This is a genomic window from Rufibacter sp. JT3400010 (assembly GCF_054956755.1).
The window spans coordinates 70525-86576 of record NZ_JBUDXA010000006.1 but is presented as its reverse complement, the minus strand read 5'-3'; the positions used below and the strand labels follow the sequence as shown (position 1 = coordinate 86576).

The 16052-nt window shown below is 52.6% G+C and carries 11 protein-coding genes; 8 read left to right on the top strand and 3 right to left on the bottom strand.

Annotated features, from left to right (window positions below):
- Positions 1-54 precede the first annotated feature (54 nt).
- Entirely contained in the window at positions 55-1113 is a 1059-nt protein-coding gene (locus ACY0JR_RS08070) for an Ldh family oxidoreductase (protein ID WP_462633448.1), read from the bottom strand.
- Between the two features lie 200 nt (positions 1114-1313).
- Between ACY0JR_RS08070 and ACY0JR_RS08065 the strand changes: the two genes are divergently transcribed.
- Together ACY0JR_RS08065 and ACY0JR_RS08060 are read left to right on the top strand one after the other, a co-directional pair.
- Positions 1314-2873, top strand: a complete 1560-nt coding sequence (locus tag ACY0JR_RS08065; RefSeq protein ID WP_462633447.1) for a DUF4139 domain-containing protein — start codon at positions 1314-1316, stop codon at positions 2871-2873.
- Positions 2874-3165: 292 nt separating this feature from the next.
- Positions 3166-5523: a hypothetical protein gene (locus tag ACY0JR_RS08060; protein ID WP_462633445.1), complete on the top strand. Its 2358-nt coding sequence runs from the start codon at positions 3166-3168 to the stop codon at positions 5521-5523.
- Between the two features lie 456 nt (positions 5524-5979).
- On the opposite strand, the gene ACY0JR_RS08055 is transcribed toward ACY0JR_RS08060, so the two are convergent.
- Together ACY0JR_RS08055 and ACY0JR_RS08050 are read right to left on the bottom strand one after the other, a co-directional pair.
- Positions 5980-6918: a Ppx/GppA phosphatase family protein gene (locus ACY0JR_RS08055; protein WP_462633444.1), complete on the bottom strand. Its 939-nt coding sequence runs from the start codon at positions 6916-6918 to the stop codon at positions 5980-5982.
- Positions 6919-7238: 320 nt separating this feature from the next.
- Positions 7239-8126, bottom strand: coding sequence for a class I SAM-dependent methyltransferase (locus ACY0JR_RS08050; RefSeq protein WP_462633442.1), 888 nt, complete (start codon positions 8124-8126; stop codon positions 7239-7241).
- Positions 8127-8395: 269 nt separating this feature from the next.
- On the opposite strand from ACY0JR_RS08050, the gene dapF reads away from it, so the two are divergent.
- The 6 genes from dapF to ACY0JR_RS08020 all read left to right on the top strand — a co-directional run bounded on the left by dapF (position 8396) and on the right by ACY0JR_RS08020 (position 15962).
- Positions 8396-9166: a diaminopimelate epimerase gene (gene dapF, locus ACY0JR_RS08045; protein ID WP_462633441.1), complete on the top strand. Its 771-nt coding sequence runs from the start codon at positions 8396-8398 to the stop codon at positions 9164-9166.
- 60 nt (positions 9167-9226) lie between these two features.
- Positions 9227-10042 (top strand): glycosyltransferase family 2 protein, encoded by an 816-nt coding sequence (locus ACY0JR_RS08040; RefSeq protein ID WP_462633439.1) that lies wholly within the window; start codon positions 9227-9229, stop codon positions 10040-10042.
- Positions 10043-10285: 243 nt separating this feature from the next.
- Positions 10286-10810, top strand: coding sequence for a GNAT family N-acetyltransferase (locus ACY0JR_RS08035; RefSeq protein ID WP_462633438.1), 525 nt, complete (start codon positions 10286-10288; stop codon positions 10808-10810).
- Positions 10811-11038: 228 nt separating this feature from the next.
- On the top strand, positions 11039-12337 hold the full coding sequence (locus ACY0JR_RS08030; protein ID WP_462633437.1) for a glycosyltransferase family 1 protein: 1299 nt from the start codon (positions 11039-11041) through the stop codon (positions 12335-12337).
- Between the two features lie 177 nt (positions 12338-12514).
- Positions 12515-13732: a UDP-galactopyranose mutase gene (gene glf, locus ACY0JR_RS08025; RefSeq protein ID WP_462633436.1), complete on the top strand. Its 1218-nt coding sequence runs from the start codon at positions 12515-12517 to the stop codon at positions 13730-13732.
- Positions 13719-15962 carry a family 1 glycosylhydrolase gene (locus ACY0JR_RS08020; protein ID WP_462633435.1) on the top strand — a complete coding sequence of 748 codons (2244 nt, stop codon included), beginning with the start codon at positions 13719-13721 and terminating at the stop codon, positions 15960-15962. The genes glf and ACY0JR_RS08020 overlap by 14 nt, the downstream gene beginning before the upstream one ends.
- Positions 15963-16052: the final 90 nt, after the last annotated feature.

Here is a 16052-nt window from a genome sequence, read left to right as displayed (position 1 = left end):
AGCCTTATTTACATTTCAGGCCTGTTTCTTACAAAACAAGCCTGAAACATTTTCCTACAACGTCACCCCAAACTTCTCACCCAAACCTTCCAGATCCTTCACCACGGGCGGCAACAAGGGAATGCCTTCTTTCAGGCGTTGTTCGGTGAAGATGCGTTCTGGGTCACCGGGGATGAGGACTTGGTGACCTTCTTTGGCTTTGGAGCTCCGGAAGCGGGTAATCCAGTTGTCCATGTGGTGCTTGAAGTCATCGGCCGGGCGGAAAGCGTCTACCCGCATAGCCCCGAAGAAATGCCCGATGCCTTCCCCTACGGGGTCAGCAGGCGGTGCCAGGAAGCTCACGAAGGGCGGTACCCACGGGCCGTAGTTGGCCCCGGATAAGACCGCCGAGAAAATGTCTACCACCGCACCCAGCGCGTAGCCTTTGTGGCTGCCGGTATCGCCGCCCAGGGGGAGCAGGGCCCCGCCGTTTTTCAGTTCATGCGGATTAGTGGAGGCACTGCCATCGGCGGCCTGAATCCAGCCGAGGGGTGCGTCCAGGTTCTTGCGTTGGAGCATTTCCAGTTTACCGTTGGCGGCCGTGGTGGTGGCTAAATCTGCTACAAACGGCGGCTGCTCGTTGGCCGGAATAGCGACGGCGATGGGGTTGGTGCCCAATAGGCGTTCCAGGGAAAACGTAGGGGCCACGAGCGGACTGGCGTTGGTCATGGCCAAGCCAATCATGTCATGTTCCAGCGCTTTCATGGCGTGGTATCCGGCAATGCCGTAGTGGTTGGAGTTTTTCACGCTCACCCAGCCGCTACCCGCCACTTTCGCTTTCTCCAGCGCAATCTGCATCGCCTTGGGCGCGACCACCAACCCGAGACCACCATCGCCGTCTACCGTGGCAGTGCTGGGGGTTTCATGTACAATGCGCACGTTAGGCGTGGCATTGATCCGGCCGGCTTCCCAGAGCCGCACATAGCCAATCAGGCGGGCCACGCCGTGCGAATCTACTCCGCGCAGGTCGGCGGAAAGGAGGGTTTCAGTGGCGGTTTGGGCATCTTCGGGCGGACAGCCCATGGCTAAGAAGATCTGGCGGGAGAAGTCGAAAAGACGTTGGTACGAGTACATGCGCAAATTCAAATGGAAACTGCCAAAGGTAAGCGAAAGCAGGGGAAAGATTCCAGTAGAAATGTTTCCTTTGTAAGATGTTCCACTTCGGCACCCTGCGCTAACCCTTTACCTTTATGAAAGTTCTGTCCTATAGTTTCGGTCTCCTGATTAGCTGTTTTTGCCTTGTTTTTCCAGTTTCGGCCCAAAAGCAGGAAGCAATGAACACGCAGGTGAAAGCGGTGACGGTCTTTTTGAACCGGGCGCAAGTCACCAATACCGGTAAGGCTACGGTAGAACCGGGGGTGACCGAATTGGTGCTGGAGGGCCTGCCTGCGCAATTGGACGAACGCAGCGTGCAGGTAAACCCCACGGGCAACGTGACCTTGCTTTCGGTGCGCTATGAACAGAATTTTTTGCAGAATGCCACCGTGCCCCGTGATGTGCAACGCTTGGATGATTCGCTCCAAAGCTACAATGGCCGCATTAGAACACTAACCGATCAGCGCGAAGTGCTCCAGAAAGAAGAGGCGCTACTGCAGGCTAACCAGAATCTGGGAGGTTCCCAGACCGGCCTCACCGCCGCCCGCCTCAAAGAAGTAGCCGACTACTACCGCAACCGTTTGCTGGCCATTAGAAAGGAAGTACACGCCACAGACTTACAACTGGCCATTCTGCGGGAACGGCAGCAGCAATTCAACAACCAGGTGAACCAATACAGGCAGAGTCTACAAGCCAATAACCGCGTGATTGTGGCGGTGCAAGCCTCGGGCCGGGCGCAGGTCAATCTGGAAGTCACGTATCTGGTCATGAATGCGGGTTGGGAGCCTATTTATGACCTGCGGGCCACTGGTAGCCAAGGACCGGTGCAACTGCAGTACAAAGCCAACGTGCGGCAGAATACCGGCGTGAACTGGAACAATGTGCAATTGGCTTTAGCCACCACCAACCCCGCCGAAGGTGCGCAGAAACCCGATTTGTTTCCCCAGCAGTTAGGAATTTTGCAGCCAGAAGGTATAACAGGTGCTGCTGCTGGTGTTAGAATTAGAGGTGCAAACAGCGCCGATAAAAAAGAAACGTCTCAATCTTTAAACGAAGTAGTAGTGGTAGGCTACGGAGCTGCAAAAGCGCCGTCTCCTAGCACCGCTGATTTCACCCAAGCCGTTGCCACCACATTGGCGGCCGAGTTCAAGATTGGTATTCCGTTCAGCGTTCCCTCAGACGGAGAACCGCATACGGTAGACATCCAGCAGCACAGCCTTACCACTTCCTACGCGCATACCACGGTTCCCAAGTTGGATCCTACGGCTTTTCTGGTGGCGTATCTGACCAACTGGGAAAACCTTAAATTGCTTCCCGGCGAGGCCAACGTCTTTCTGGCGGGCACCTTCACCGGCAAATCGTTCCTCAAACCAGAGCAAACCCGAGACACCCTTACGCTTTCTTTGGGCCGGGACCAGAACGTGGTAGTGCAGCGCGAACGCCTGAAAGATTACCAGAAACGGTCAACGCTGGGCAGCAACATCAAAGAGCAGTTTGGCTACGAGATCAGCCTCCGGAACACCAAAGCCCAGCCGGTGACCATCACCGTGGAAGACCAGATTCCTCTGAGCACTACGTCTGACATTGAAGTAGAAGACCTGGACACCAACGGCGGCAAACTGGACAAAGAAACTGGTAAAGTGACCTGGCTTGTTTCTCTGAAGCCCAATGAGACCGTTAAGCGCACACTCCGGTACGTGGTGAAATACCCGAAGAACAGCCAGGTGAGCGGTATCTAGAAAGAAGAGAAATCAAATTTAGCTTCAAACTTCACCTCACCCAGCATCTCTTTTCATTTCTTCTGATGCACTTACCTCTTCCCTAACATAGGGGTGAGCCGGAGGGAAATGGTCTTTCCTGTACGCTTTAGGCCCGCTTTCCGGAAAACGGGCCTAAAGCGCTTACGCTGGTTATTTCTTTTCCCAGAAGCAACCTTGCCACAAAGTAGCGCATCTTCTAACTAAAGAAGCACCGCTCTTACTTTCTGGAACGGATTTTGCCTTCGCTTGAATATAAGAAACGTCTAATATTATGAAAGCACCCTTACTCTCTCTCATCTTCGTTTCGCTGCTCTTCTGGAGCGGGCGGGCCGGGGCGCAGTCTAAGGTTTTGTACGAGCAAAACCGGCAGGAAACGCTTTCTATCTCCAGCTTCACCAATTCAGATTTGAATGCGTTGGCGCAGCAATTAGGGAGAGACAACCATCATCGGTCGGGTAAGTTGGTGCTGCCGGTGGCGTTTGAACAGCGCGAGAAAATTACCCGCTCGAGTAGTCAGGTGGAAATCAGCGCCTGGGTAAAGAACGTGCGGGTGCCGGAACGGGTGCTTTTCCGGGAGTTCGACTTCGCCGATGCGCTCACCCCTACAGTTGTCTACGCCAAAGTACAGTTACTGGGCGCTGAGGACAAGGTGCTGCAAACCTTTAATATCTCTAACAAGAGCCTGGGGCAGGACGGTGCCGCCGTGCTGGTGCAGACTACTCTCAAAGACACATCAGACTTTGCGGGTTATAAACTGCGGGTGGTGGAGAAAAAGCTGGGTTTTTCCGCGAGGAACCACAGCGCGGTGCAGGAACGCCTGACCTGGGTAAAACGGTATTATGACACCGATGCCCGCCTAGCCCAACTCTCCCGCGATTTGCAGACCATTAACCCCAATGACATTGAGTACCTCAAAGCACACAATGACCGGCTGAAAGACCTGGAACGGGAGTTAGACCGTGTGTATGATAGCCGCATGGAGCGTGAGTTGCAACTGAACCACCATGACCCCATCCAGCTTCGCCGCCGCGTAAAAGACTTGGATGTACGGCTAAAAGAGCGCCGCATAGCTTTAGACCAGATGTGGGCCCGTTTACCCGAAATCTATTACAACCGAGGCTTAGAAATGGCGATGAACGGCAACAGCCGGGCGGGTCGGGAGTTCTTTGAGCGCTCGGTAGAAGCAAATCCGGCCTTCGCGCCTGCGCACCTGCAACTGGCCCGCTTAGATTTTAAGGATGGTTTTCTGAAAGAAGCCGGAATACGTACCCGCGACCTGTTGAGCCGCATGCAAGTAGACCCAGAAACCCATCGGTTTGGGCAGGAACTGGCGCTGGATATCCAGAATGCCTACGTGCGCCAGGGCGAACAATTCAACAACCAAGGCAAATACCGCCAGGCCATTGAGCAGTTTGAAGAAGCCAAGGAGTTCTGCCGGGCCATCTCCCGCCTGCAGTGCCGGTCTGAGCTATGGGAAGAAGGCATTGCCTTCGCCAAAAGCGGTATCTACGACAACCTGTTACAAGACGGACGCACGGCTTTAAGCCAAAGGAATCTGACCCAAGCCGAAAAGCTCGCCAAAGAAGCACAGCAGTTCGCCCGCAACAACAAAACCGCCATTGACTCAGATGCCGCCGCTACCACTTTGCTGCGCGAGGTACAGCAACAAGTATACCTCGGCCTGGTAGCCACTGGTCGCCAGGCACTCCAAGCAAAGCAATATAAAACCGCTTTGCAGGCCTTCGAGAAAGGGCAAACCTTAGCTAGTGACTACAACTTAACTTCTGCCGTTGATGCTGAAAAATTGCTTCGCCAGGCGGCCCGTCCGGTAATCCTGGAGAAAATAGCCGAAGGTCAGTTACAGGCCAATGCCAACAAGTTGCCCCAAGCCCGTTTGGTGGCCTCAGAAGTGACGAACCTGCAAATCCGCTATGGGCTGGTGAACGACAAAGAGCTGGACGGTAAGTTCAGAGCCCTGAACCAAGGCATCTTCTCGCAAGAGTGCGCCAACGCCCAAGCCGCGTATGACCAGCACTACCAGCGTTCGCTGCAACTGAGCAGTGCGCGTCAGTTTGCCCAGGCTGCCGCTGAGTTAGACAAAGCCCTGGCCGCCGCCAAAGAAAATGGTGCTTGCGCCATCCCCTCGGCGAGTGCTGAAGTGGAACTGGCCCGCATAGACGCCCCGGCCCACTTCCAGGAACTTCTGCAGCAAGCCAATGCGCTCATCAACCAAAACAAAATGGCCGATGCGGTAAAGGTTTACCAGGAAGCCAGCCAACACTACGCTTCTTCAGATGTCGCCCGGTTTGGGCTGGAGAATGCGCCGTTGCTTGCCTACGCCCTAGCACATGAAAATAAAGCCTTTGTGGCCGAAGTAGCCCGCTACGCTGCTGTTCACGGAGATGCCAACGGAGCCCTGGATCTGGTAAAACGCCTGGTTTCTCTAAACTACACCAAATACAACCTGAACCAACTACAGGAGCAAATAGGCCAACTTCTCGCCACCCGTGATGTCCAAGCCAACCCTAAAGGTAACTACAAGCAACTGGCCAACACCTACACCGGCGGCGGCAAAGACCTGAAGAAACTGAATAAGGCGTATCAGAAGCAGTTCAAGAAACTGACGTAGTTTACCGCCCTGCGGGCACCCCTCCTAAAATAGGAGAGGTGTTGTTTTGCTAGATGGGGTAGGGAGGTGGAAATCCTTGGGAATGCGTGGTTTCGCTGCGGGGCAGCGAGGGTTTCAGAGACTACCCATTATCAGTAGGCACGAGTCTGGAGACTCGCGCCAGCGGAAAAGTCAGCGGGAGACAAATGAAAAAGACCTCACAGGTTTCTAAAACCTGTGAGGTCTACAAACTCCACTCACACATATCCGTTTCCAGCCTTTCGCTTGAGCGCCTAGAGTTCGACCGTCCCTGAGCGAGAGCGAAGCAGGTGAGGAGAAATCACAGCGCGAGGGCGGAAGGCGGGGCCTCGCGGCCGTGAGCGCTTATCGCCAAAAATGAAACAACACAGCATCTGCACCCACGCAATAAGCCACCAAGCCAAGGGAACTACAAAATGCGTGCACAAAAACTACTACTTACTGCTGCAACAACTCCGCTAACATCCCTTCCTTCAACGCATACGCAGACACCCTGATCTGTTCCAGATTATATTTCTCCAGTACCCAGTCAATCGCAACACAGGCTACTACAATCATGTCAACGCGCATGGCCAGCATACCGGGGATGGCCAGACGTTCGGGGCGGGTCTTTTGCAGAAGTTCTTTGTATTGCCGGTGAAAGGTAGAGAGCGCCAGGGGCATGTCTGGGGAGGCGTCAAGGTCCCGGATAATACCCTGGGGCACCAGGTCCATGTCTACCAGCGTGTCAAACGTACCGGAGGAACCAATCAGCACCTCGGGTTGGTGCTGTAAGACGGCGGCCGTGAGTTTCTGTAGGTGGTCTTGCAGGTAGTGGCGCAGGGCTTTGACTTGGTCTGGTCTAATGGCTTGTTCCTGCTCTGGGTAGAACTTGTCTAGCAGCCGCTGGGCCCCAATTTCGAAGCTTTTCTTCCACAGAATGCCTTTGTCCGTCCCGATGATGAATTCAATGCTGCCGCCGCCAATGTCCATCACCAGAACGGGTTTAGGACCCACTTGCATGGCCAGTTGCACCCCTTTGAAAATCAGTTCGGCTTCGCGGGCACCCGAGATTACCTCTACGTCAATACCGGTTTGGTCTTTGATGGCTTGTACCACCTCGGGGCCGTTGCTGGCGCTGCGCAGGGCGCTGGTGGCGGTTGCTTTCACTACTTCCACCCCGTGCTGGTCCATGATCTCTTTGAATTCAGCCAAGGTTTTAAGGCCACGCTCCCGGGCCGCCGGCGTGATCTCTCCTTTGCTGATGCCGCCTTCGCCCAGCTTTACCGGAACTTTGGTTTTGTACAGCGTCTGCTGCACGCCATCGGCATCCAGTTCAACAATAAGCAGGTGAAACGTATTGGTTCCAAGGTCTATGAGGGCAAATCGGCGAGCCATATTTAGGAATTTAGAGGTAGGAATTACGAGTGTGAACAACAGGTAAAAGTGGTAGGCTTTCTGTTATTCTGATTCTAAAGAGCAGTACAATAAAATCTTCGGCTGCGCCGATGCAATGTTTATGGAAACAGAGAATTTGTTTAGAGCCAGTTTTGTAAAAAGAAGGCCAAAAGCATCTCACTCTTTCTTGTCATCTTGGAAAGATATTGTGGGCAAACGGTACCAGCGTTTACGACAAAGCTTATCTAGTTCGCCCACAAGATCCTTTCAGGATGACAAGGGGGATGAGTGGTGCATGATTGACATCGTGGCAGATAGAACTACTTCACAGAACTGAACCGGAAGAACGTGCCCAGCGGCAGTTTGCGTTTGGCCTGGTCTTCCAGGTACAGTTCGCCCAGTTCTTCGTTGCGCACGATATTTCCGAAGGATGCTTTGATGAGGTTATCCAAAATCAGGGCCGAAAACCCGAGGGAGTATAGGTTGATCACGAAGAAGTTATTTTCCGAGTCCAGCAGTTCAGCGCAGAGTTTGATGAGCTCATTTATCTGTTCTTCCAAAAGCCATTTTTCGCCATCGGGGCCGCGGCCATAGGCGGGTGGGTCCAGGATGATGCCCTGGTATTTGTTTCCGCGTTTCACTTCGCGGCGGGCGTATTTCATGGCATCTTCCACCAGCCACCTAATGTTGTCCAGGTTGCTGGCTTCCATGTTCTGGCGGGCCCAGAAGTTGACCTGCTTTACAGAGTCCAGGTGAGTCACATCGGCGCCAGCCGCGTTGGCAGCCAAAGAAGCGCCGCCGGTGTAGGCGAACATGTTTAGGACCTTCGGCTTGCCGGGCAGGGCGCGGGTACGGTCAAAGATGAACTGCCAGTTGGGGTCTTGCTCGGGGAACAAACCCACGTGTTTGAACGAAGACAAGCCCAAGCGGAACCGCAGTTTCAGGTCGTTGTAGCGGTAGTTGATGAACCACTGCTCGGCCATGCCTTTCTTGAGTTGCCACTGTCCCTTCTCCTGATTGCCTTTTTCGCGCCGAAACGTGGCTTGGGCCAGTCTTTCCCACTCGCGTTCTGAGAGGTGCTTGTCCCAGGCGGCCTGCGGCTCGGGGCGGGCCAGCACGTATTCTCCAAAGCGCTCCAACTTCTCGAAGTTGCCGCAGTCAATGAGTTCATAATCGGTCCAGGCGCTGGTGGTCAGGAAAGAATACATAGGTTCTAAAGGTAGTGAAAAGACAAAGGTACGGTTTTGTGGCGAGCGGTGCAGTGCTTCTTGTTTGGCCTTGGGGCAAGGTTCTGAAAGTAAATGGTTTCAAACCTGTTTTATGTGAAATAGCCTCTAAACAGATGTCTGTTTCAGAGCGTTAGAAAACGGATTTTGGCGTAAGTTGCTGGCGTGGCATTGGTTTTTTGCTTACTTTTCAAGGTTCTTACCAAGACAAGAGGGGCCGCCTCGGCGGAAAACATTCGTATACGAGCAAGATGGAGTTAACTTTCTTTAAATACCAGGGCACCGGCAACGACTTTGTGGTGCTGGACAACCGCGACCTCACCATCCAACTGAGCCAGGAGCAGGTGGCTTTTCTCTGCGACCGCCGCAAAGGCGTAGGGGCCGATGGCCTCATGCTGCTGCAACCCCGGGAAGGCTATGATTTTGAGATGGTTTACTACAACGCCGATGGCCGCCCCAGCTCCATGTGCGGCAACGGCGGACGCTGTCTGGTGGCCTTCGCGCAGTTTCTGGGAGTGGTGGAAGACCAGGCGTACTTCATTGCCGCCGACGGTCCGCACCAAGCTTACCTGAAAGAGGGGTTGGTGCACCTGCAGATGAAAGATGTAGACACAGTAGAAGATTTGTCTGAAGCTGTTTTCCTAGATACCGGCTCGCCGCATTACGTGAAACAGGTGAGCGCCCTATCAGACCTGGATGTGTTTACCGAAGGCCGTGCCGTGCGCTATTCAGACCGTTTTAAGGCCTACGGAACCAACGTGAATTTTGTGGAGCACCTGCCCGAAAACAAACTGTTTGTACGCACCTATGAGCGCGGCGTGGAAGATGAGACGTTTTCCTGCGGCACGGGCGTAACCGCGTGTGCTTTGGCTGCCAGCCGGGCAGGGTATGAAAGTCCGGTGCACATACAGGTATTGGGCGGAGAGCTGCAGGTAAGCTTTGAGAGAGACGGCCATGGCTTCAAAAACGTGTTCCTCATCGGCCCTGCCGAACAGGTGTTCAGGGGCGAAATCAACCTGTAACCTTCCCGTTTTCGGCACTCTTTTCTCTAAAACGCTTCAAAACTAAACCGTCTCTACTGAATGGCTTTGCCCACGTGTTCGCTCATTATTGCTACGTACAACTGGCCGCAAGCCTTGGATTTATGTCTGCAGAGTGTGGCGCAGCAAACCGTATTGCCCAAGGAAGTTCTGATAGCCGATGACGGTTCTGGCCAGGAGACAAAGGAATTGATTGCGCGTTTCCAGCAGGAATTCCCGGTCCCGCTCCTGCACTTGTGGCAACCCGATAATGGTTTTCAGAAGACCATGATTCTGAATAAAGCCATTGCGCAAGCCAAAGAACCCTACATTGTTCAGGTGGACGGTGATGTGTTGCTGCACCCCAAGTTTGTGCAGGACCATCTTTCTATGGCTACGCCTGGCCGGTTTTTGGCGGGCGGCAGAATCAACCTTTCCCCGGAGACAACCCAGGAGGTGCTGAAGAATTCCCTTACCCGGTTCAGCCTGCGGGACATCATCAAGACCAACAATCTGTTCAATGGACTAAGAATGGGGTTTCTGCGCCGGATTCTGGCAAATCGCTACAAACTGAAGGGGAAAAATAAATACTACGCGAAGGGCTGCAACATGTCTTTCTGGCGGAAGGACCTTCTGGCGGTGAACGGGTACAATGAATCTTATGTAGGCTGGGGCCCCGAAGACAGTGAACTGGCGGCTCGCCTCATGAATGCGGGCATCAGGAAAATGTCCCTCAAAATGGGAGGGGTGCAGTACCACTTGCACCACCCCTACATAGATACCAGCCGCAAAGCGATCAATGAAGAATTGCTGTGCACCACCATCCAGACCAATATCACTTACTGCCAAAAAGGAGTAGACCAGTATCTGCAAAAGTAGCAGTTGCCGGTGCGTTGGTTATAAGGCCACGTATTTTTAAGTGAAGTCTTAAAAATCTGTAAAAACGGAGTTGCACAGTTTACAGGATCGTTTCTAAGAATAAGACAAAAAACGGCTTGTCTTTTCACGCTTCTTATGGCTAAAATGAAAGAGGTTTGATTACCTTTAAACGCTACTTTAGGCAAGAGGCGTTTTCTCTGCTTAAGTAAAAGTGGAACCCCTTCTTTGCTAGATTAACGCTTTATGTTGCACACAGACCGCATCTTTCTTCGGGCCCCGGAACCTTCAGACCTGGCTTTTCTCTATAAATTGGAGAATGATACCACGCTGTGGCCGGTGAGTCTGTCGGTGGCGCCGTATTCGCAGGAAGCCTTGCGGACGTACCTTGAAAACGCCGGTCTGGACATTTATGCGGCCCGTCAGCTTAGGCTCATGATTTGCCTGCAACAGGAGCACACCGTTATTGGTACCGTAGACCTGTTTGACTTTGAGCCGCTTCACCTTAGGGCCGGGGTAGGCATCGCCTTGGCAGCAGACCAACGGGGGCAGGGCTACGGCAAAGAAACCTTACAGCTTTTGGAAAACTATGCCACCCATGTGCTGCAACTGCACCAACTTTACTGCTCGGTTGCGCAGGAGAACACCTCCAGTTTAAAGCTCTTCCGTCAAGCCGGATTCCAGGAGATTGGCGTGCGCAAAGACTGGCTTAAAACCCCCAAAGGCTGGCAGCATGTGGTAGAACTTCAGAAATTTCTGTCCGTTTCTTGAAATGTGTCTATTGTCTTGCCAGAAATGGTAATTTGAGGGAAAGAAAAATAAATCTCATTCTAAACCGGTGAATTTATACTGAATTTTGCATGGTTTTATAGGATAATCAAGGGTAAATCCTATAAAGATGCAGCCTTTTTACAAAAACTACGTAAGCTAGTTACAAATGGAAAAGACACCGTTTCAGGTGCTTTTCGCGGACCCACACTTCTTAACTAGCTTTTGAATATGTTTGACCTAGACCTAGATTTTATCCCCGGAGGGGGGAGTAGCTCCCTTACGCCAGAACCAGAAGTAACAACCCCCAGTACTTATTCATCTTCAGTAAATACAAGCTCTAACGTATCTCCCAAACTTACCAATGACACTAGTTTGGAAGCGTACCTTGCCTCTGTTTCTGCCATCATTTGCTTGTCGCACCTGCGGTGGGATTTTGTGTACCAACGTCCGCAACACTTGTTGTCCCGCTTCGCCAAACATACCCGTCTTTTCTACTTTGAAGAACCTTATTTCTACGACGGCGCAGAACCGCGCCTGGAAATGAAGGAGCGTGAAAATGGCCGCGTTACGTTAGTGATCGCCCATTTGCCCAATGGTTTAACGCCGGCCGAATCAGACGCGAAGCAAATAGAGTTGCTCAACGCTTTCATGGCAGACCATGATCTGGAAAATACGGTTTTCTGGTACTATACGCCTATGGCGCTGGAGATTTCCCGCCAGTTTACCCCCGCCCTGACCGTGTTTGACGTGATGGATGAACTTTCTGCGTTCAAATTCGCGCCGCCGCGGTTGCTGGAACTGGAAGCTGAACTATTGGAGAAAGCCGATGTGGTGTTTACCGGCGGCCAGAGCCTGTACGAGGCAAAGAAGAACCGCCACCAAGACGTGCACGCATTCCCCAGCAGCATAGATAAAGTACATTTCGGGCAGGCCCGTACTGCGCAGGCAGACCCGGCAGACCAAGCCAATATCCCACACCCGCGTATGGGATTTTACGGGGTGGTAGATGAGCGCTTTGACATTGAATTGCTTAGAGAAGTAGCCACTGCCCGTCCAGAATGGCAGTTTGTCATCATTGGCCCGGTGGTGAAAATAGATCCGGCGGTGCTGCCTTCCAGCGCCAATATCCATTACCTGGGCGGAAAGTCTTACCAGGAATTACCTTCTTATCTGGCCGGTTGGGACGTAGCCCTGCTGCTGTTCGCCCACAATGAGTCTACCAAGTTCATCAGCCCTACCAAAACGCCAGAGTATCTGGCCGCCGGTAAGCCAGTGGTGTCTACCTCCATCAGAGACGTGGTGCGCCCTTACGGCGAACTGAACCTGGTGCAGATTGCCGACGGTGCCCAGGCCTTTGAAGCCGCCCTTGAGAAAGCGCTGGTGCAGAAAGACGACCAAGACTGGATGCAGCGTGCTGATGGTTTCCTGGCAAATGTCTCCTGGGACGATACCTGGAAAGGGATGGTACGCCTGATGCAGGCTGCCAGCACCAAGAAGAAAACTAAGAAAGGTTCTGTCTCTAAGTAACGTCTTGCTGTAGCGTTTTAGGCAAAAAGGTTAGCCGTTAAGGGCTAGTTTCCAGAAAACTGCCTTAACATAAAAAGCAGCACTTCTCTCTTATGACTTACAGGAGAGAAGGAGCGAGATATAAGTCTTCATCTCTGTATATACTATAACTGAAAATAACTTTAGCCCAATAATATTATGTTCGACTATCTGATTGTAGGGGCAGGATTTGCCGGGAGCGTACTAGCCGAGCGCTTAGCCACGTATTCCAACAAAAAAGTATTAATCATAGACAAACGCCCGCACATTGGTGGTAACGCCTATGACCATTATAACGAAGACGGGATTCTAGTGCACAAGTATGGGCCGCACATTTTCCATACCAACTCCAAAGAGGTGTTTGAGTACTTGGGCCAGTTCACAGAGTGGCGCCCGTATGAGCACCGCGTGTTGGCCAGCGTAGACGGGCAACAAGTGCCTATGCCTATTAACCTGGATACCATCAACAAGCTGTATGGTCTTAACCTTACTTCCTTTGAACTAGACAAATTCTTTGAATCTGTCGCCGAAAAGGTAGACAACATCCGCACGTCAGAAGATGTGGTGGTGAGCAAGGTGGGCCGTGAGTTGTATGAGAAGTTCTTCAAGAACTATACCCGCAAGCAGTGGGGCATGGACCCGTCTGAACTGGATAAGTCCGTGACCTCACGGGTACCAACCCGCACCAACCGCGATGACCGGTACTTCACAGATACCTACCAGGCCATGCCGTTGCACGGCTTCACCAAGATGTTTGAGAAGATGCTGGACCATCCCAACATCAAGATTATGCTCAACACAGACTACCATGAGATCATTGACATGATTCCGTTCAAAGAGATGATCTACACCGGTCCGGTAGACGAGTACTTCGACTTCAAATACGGAAAACTGCCGTACCGATCTCTGGAGTTCAAGCATGAGACCGTAAACAAAGAAGTATTCCAGCCGGTGGCGGTGGTGAACTATCCTAATGAGCAGTTGTACACCCGCGTAACGGAGTTCAAGTACCTGACCGGGCAGCAGCATCCTAAAACCAGCCTGGTATATGAATTCCCTCGTGCCGAAGGAGATCCATACTATCCGGTTCCTAAACCAGAGAACGCTGAGTTGTACAACAAATACAAGAAGCTAGCTGATGCTACGCCTAACGTACACTTTGTAGGCCGTTTGGCAACTTACAAGTACTACAACATGGACCAGGTAGTGGCGCAGGCGCTTACCGTACACAAAAAGCTCACTGAAAAAGACAAAGTAAGCAAGCCTTTGATAGACGGAGTAGACGTATTACCCAAAGTAGTGCGTGAGGCCCTGAACGGCGGTGCTGCCACCCTAAACGGAAGTTCCACCAAAGTAAGTTCGAATGGCAAACATTGAGCTTTGGGGAGGCGTTGAGTGTACCGTTAACCGCGTAGGTGACCAGTACTTTGACCAGCTTGCACAGAGCGGGCATGCGCACCGGATTTCTGACTTAGACCTTTTCGCGGAGTTAGGAATCAAGAAACTGCGGTACCCGGTTTTGTGGGAAAGTGTAGCCCCAGAGCATCCGGAGGAACAAGACTGGCGCTGGGCAACAGAACGGCTGAACAAACTCCGGGAACTGAACATAGACCCTATCGTGGGGCTGCTGCATCATGGCAGCGGCCCCCGATATACCAACCTCTTAGACGACGATTTCCCTCAGAAATTTGCCCAATATGCGCGCGCAGTGGCTCAGCAATTCCCGTGGGTCAATTATTACACCCCCGTCAATGAACCTCTTACCACTGCCCGGTTCAGCGCATTATATGGCTTCTGGTATCCGCACACCAAAGACGATGCTTCCTTTGCTAAAGCTTTACTAAATCAAATTAACGGCACCAAGCTGGCCATGCAAGCTATTAGGGAAATAAACCCTGAGGCCCAATTGGTGCAGACCGATGACCTTGGTTATTCTCACAGTACGCCTGCGTTGCAATACCAGGCAGATTTTGAGAACCATCGCCGGTGGCTTTCCTGGGATTTGCTCTGCGGTAAAGTCAACCAGGAGCACCCTCTCTGGAAATACCTGCGCACGAACCAAGTGCCCGAGGCAACCCTGCTGGAACTGGTGCAAAGTCCTTGTCCGCCTAATGTCATTGGGGTGAACTACTATGTCACCAGTGAGCGGTACTTGGATGAACACATCATTGACTACCCGTGGCACACCCACGGCAGCAACGGAAAACACCGCTACGCCGATGTGGAGGCCGTACGGGCACAGGCCGCTTCGCCGTTAGGCGTGCAGAAGATTCTGGAACAGGTTTGTGCCCGGTATGACATTCCCGTAGCCATCACTGAGGCCCACTTATGCTGCACCCGCGAGGAGCAGATGCGCTGGTTTGCTGAGGTCTGGGATTCCGCGTCGTTTCTGAGAAATCAGGGCAAAAACATACTGGGAGTCACTGCCTGGACTTTGCTGGGTGCCTATGATTGGAACAGCCTCCTCACGCAGTACAAAGGACATTATGAGATGGGGGTTTTTGACCTCCGCGGTGGTGTTCCTGCCCGAACTGCCGTTTCAAAATTCCTGAGCGGTGTGGCTGACGGAGAAGAACGTCATCCGTTGCTGAGTATTGACGGCTGGTGGAAACGAGCCTGCCGCAGTGAGTATCCGCCGTTGGCGGAATGTCCTGAGGTATGGGATATTTCTTCCAATGAGCAGAAGCAGCAAGAGACCATCGGCGTTCCACCGCTATTGATTACCGGAGCTACTGGTACATTAGGCCGAGCTTTTGCCCGTCTCTGCGATGTACGGGGCGTTCCGTACGTGCTGTTGTCCCGGCAAGACATGGATATTGCGGATGAGGCCTCGGTAGAGCAGACTATTCTGAAATACCGTCCCTGGGCCTTGGTAAATACGGCCGGTTACGTGCGTGTAGATGATGCCGAAAAGGAGCAGGAAGCCTGTTCCCGTGAAAACACGCTGGGGCCAGCCGTGTTGGCGAAGGTGTGCCAGGCGCAGAACATCGGGTTTGTCACTTTTTCTTCAGATTTGGTATTTGACGGCGAAAAGCAAACACTTTATACCGAAGAAGATAAAACCAACCCGTTGAACGTGTACGGTGCCAGCAAAGCCTTGGCAGAAGAACAGGTCCTAGCCGCCATGCCTAGTGCTTTGGTGATTAGAACCAGCGCCTTCTTCGGCCCTTGGGACGAACATAATTTTGTGTACCACGCCCTCAGAGCCATCGCGCACCAGGAAACGTTCAAAGCCGCCGAAGACAGCTTTATTACGCCAACGTATGTGCCAGATCTGGTGAACACCACCTTAGATTTATTGATTGACGGGGAGCATGGCATTTGGCATCTGGCCAACCAAGGCACCTATAGCTGGGCGCAGTTAGCGGAATTAGCGGCCAAACTGGCGGGCCTGGAGGCTGACCCCTGGCTACAACCGGTACCACAGGCCAGTTTCAACTTACCTGCCGCCCGGCCCGCTTCTTCAGCGCTGGGAACAAGTAAAAGAGGCGTTTTGCCCACCGTAGAAGATGCCCTGCGCAGATTCATACGCACCAGCGAGTTCAATTTCCGGCCTAAACTCACCACTTCCCCTGAAGACGAAATACGCTTCGCCGCCCAGGCGTAACCACTTCTTCTTCCCTTTCACAGACCGATTTTAGCCTAGTTTCTCAGAAACGGGCTGAAATCGGTCTTTTGGGTTTAATGGGTATTGGCG

What these genes read in the sequence shown, in the direction of transcription:
- ACY0JR_RS08070 (WP_462633448.1), bottom strand. Translation starts at nt 1,113, where the DNA reads ATGTACTCGTACCAACGTCTTTTCGACTTCTCCCGCCAGATCTTCTTA.
- ACY0JR_RS08065 (WP_462633447.1), top strand. Translation starts at nt 1,314, where the DNA reads ATGAACACGCAGGTGAAAGCGGTGACGGTCTTTTTGAACCGGGCGCAA.
- ACY0JR_RS08060 (WP_462633445.1), top strand. Translation starts at nt 3,166, where the DNA reads ATGAAAGCACCCTTACTCTCTCTCATCTTCGTTTCGCTGCTCTTCTGG.
- ACY0JR_RS08055 (WP_462633444.1), bottom strand. Translation starts at nt 6,918, where the DNA reads ATGGCTCGCCGATTTGCCCTCATAGACCTTGGAACCAATACGTTTCAC.
- ACY0JR_RS08050 (WP_462633442.1), bottom strand. Translation starts at nt 8,126, where the DNA reads ATGTATTCTTTCCTGACCACCAGCGCCTGGACCGATTATGAACTCATT.
- dapF (WP_462633441.1), top strand. Translation starts at nt 8,396, where the DNA reads ATGGAGTTAACTTTCTTTAAATACCAGGGCACCGGCAACGACTTTGTG.
- ACY0JR_RS08040 (WP_462633439.1), top strand. Translation starts at nt 9,227, where the DNA reads ATGGCTTTGCCCACGTGTTCGCTCATTATTGCTACGTACAACTGGCCG.
- ACY0JR_RS08035 (WP_462633438.1), top strand. Translation starts at nt 10,286, where the DNA reads ATGTTGCACACAGACCGCATCTTTCTTCGGGCCCCGGAACCTTCAGAC.
- ACY0JR_RS08030 (WP_462633437.1), top strand. Translation starts at nt 11,039, where the DNA reads ATGTTTGACCTAGACCTAGATTTTATCCCCGGAGGGGGGAGTAGCTCC.
- glf (WP_462633436.1), top strand. Translation starts at nt 12,515, where the DNA reads ATGTTCGACTATCTGATTGTAGGGGCAGGATTTGCCGGGAGCGTACTA.
- ACY0JR_RS08020 (WP_462633435.1), top strand. Translation starts at nt 13,719, where the DNA reads ATGGCAAACATTGAGCTTTGGGGAGGCGTTGAGTGTACCGTTAACCGC.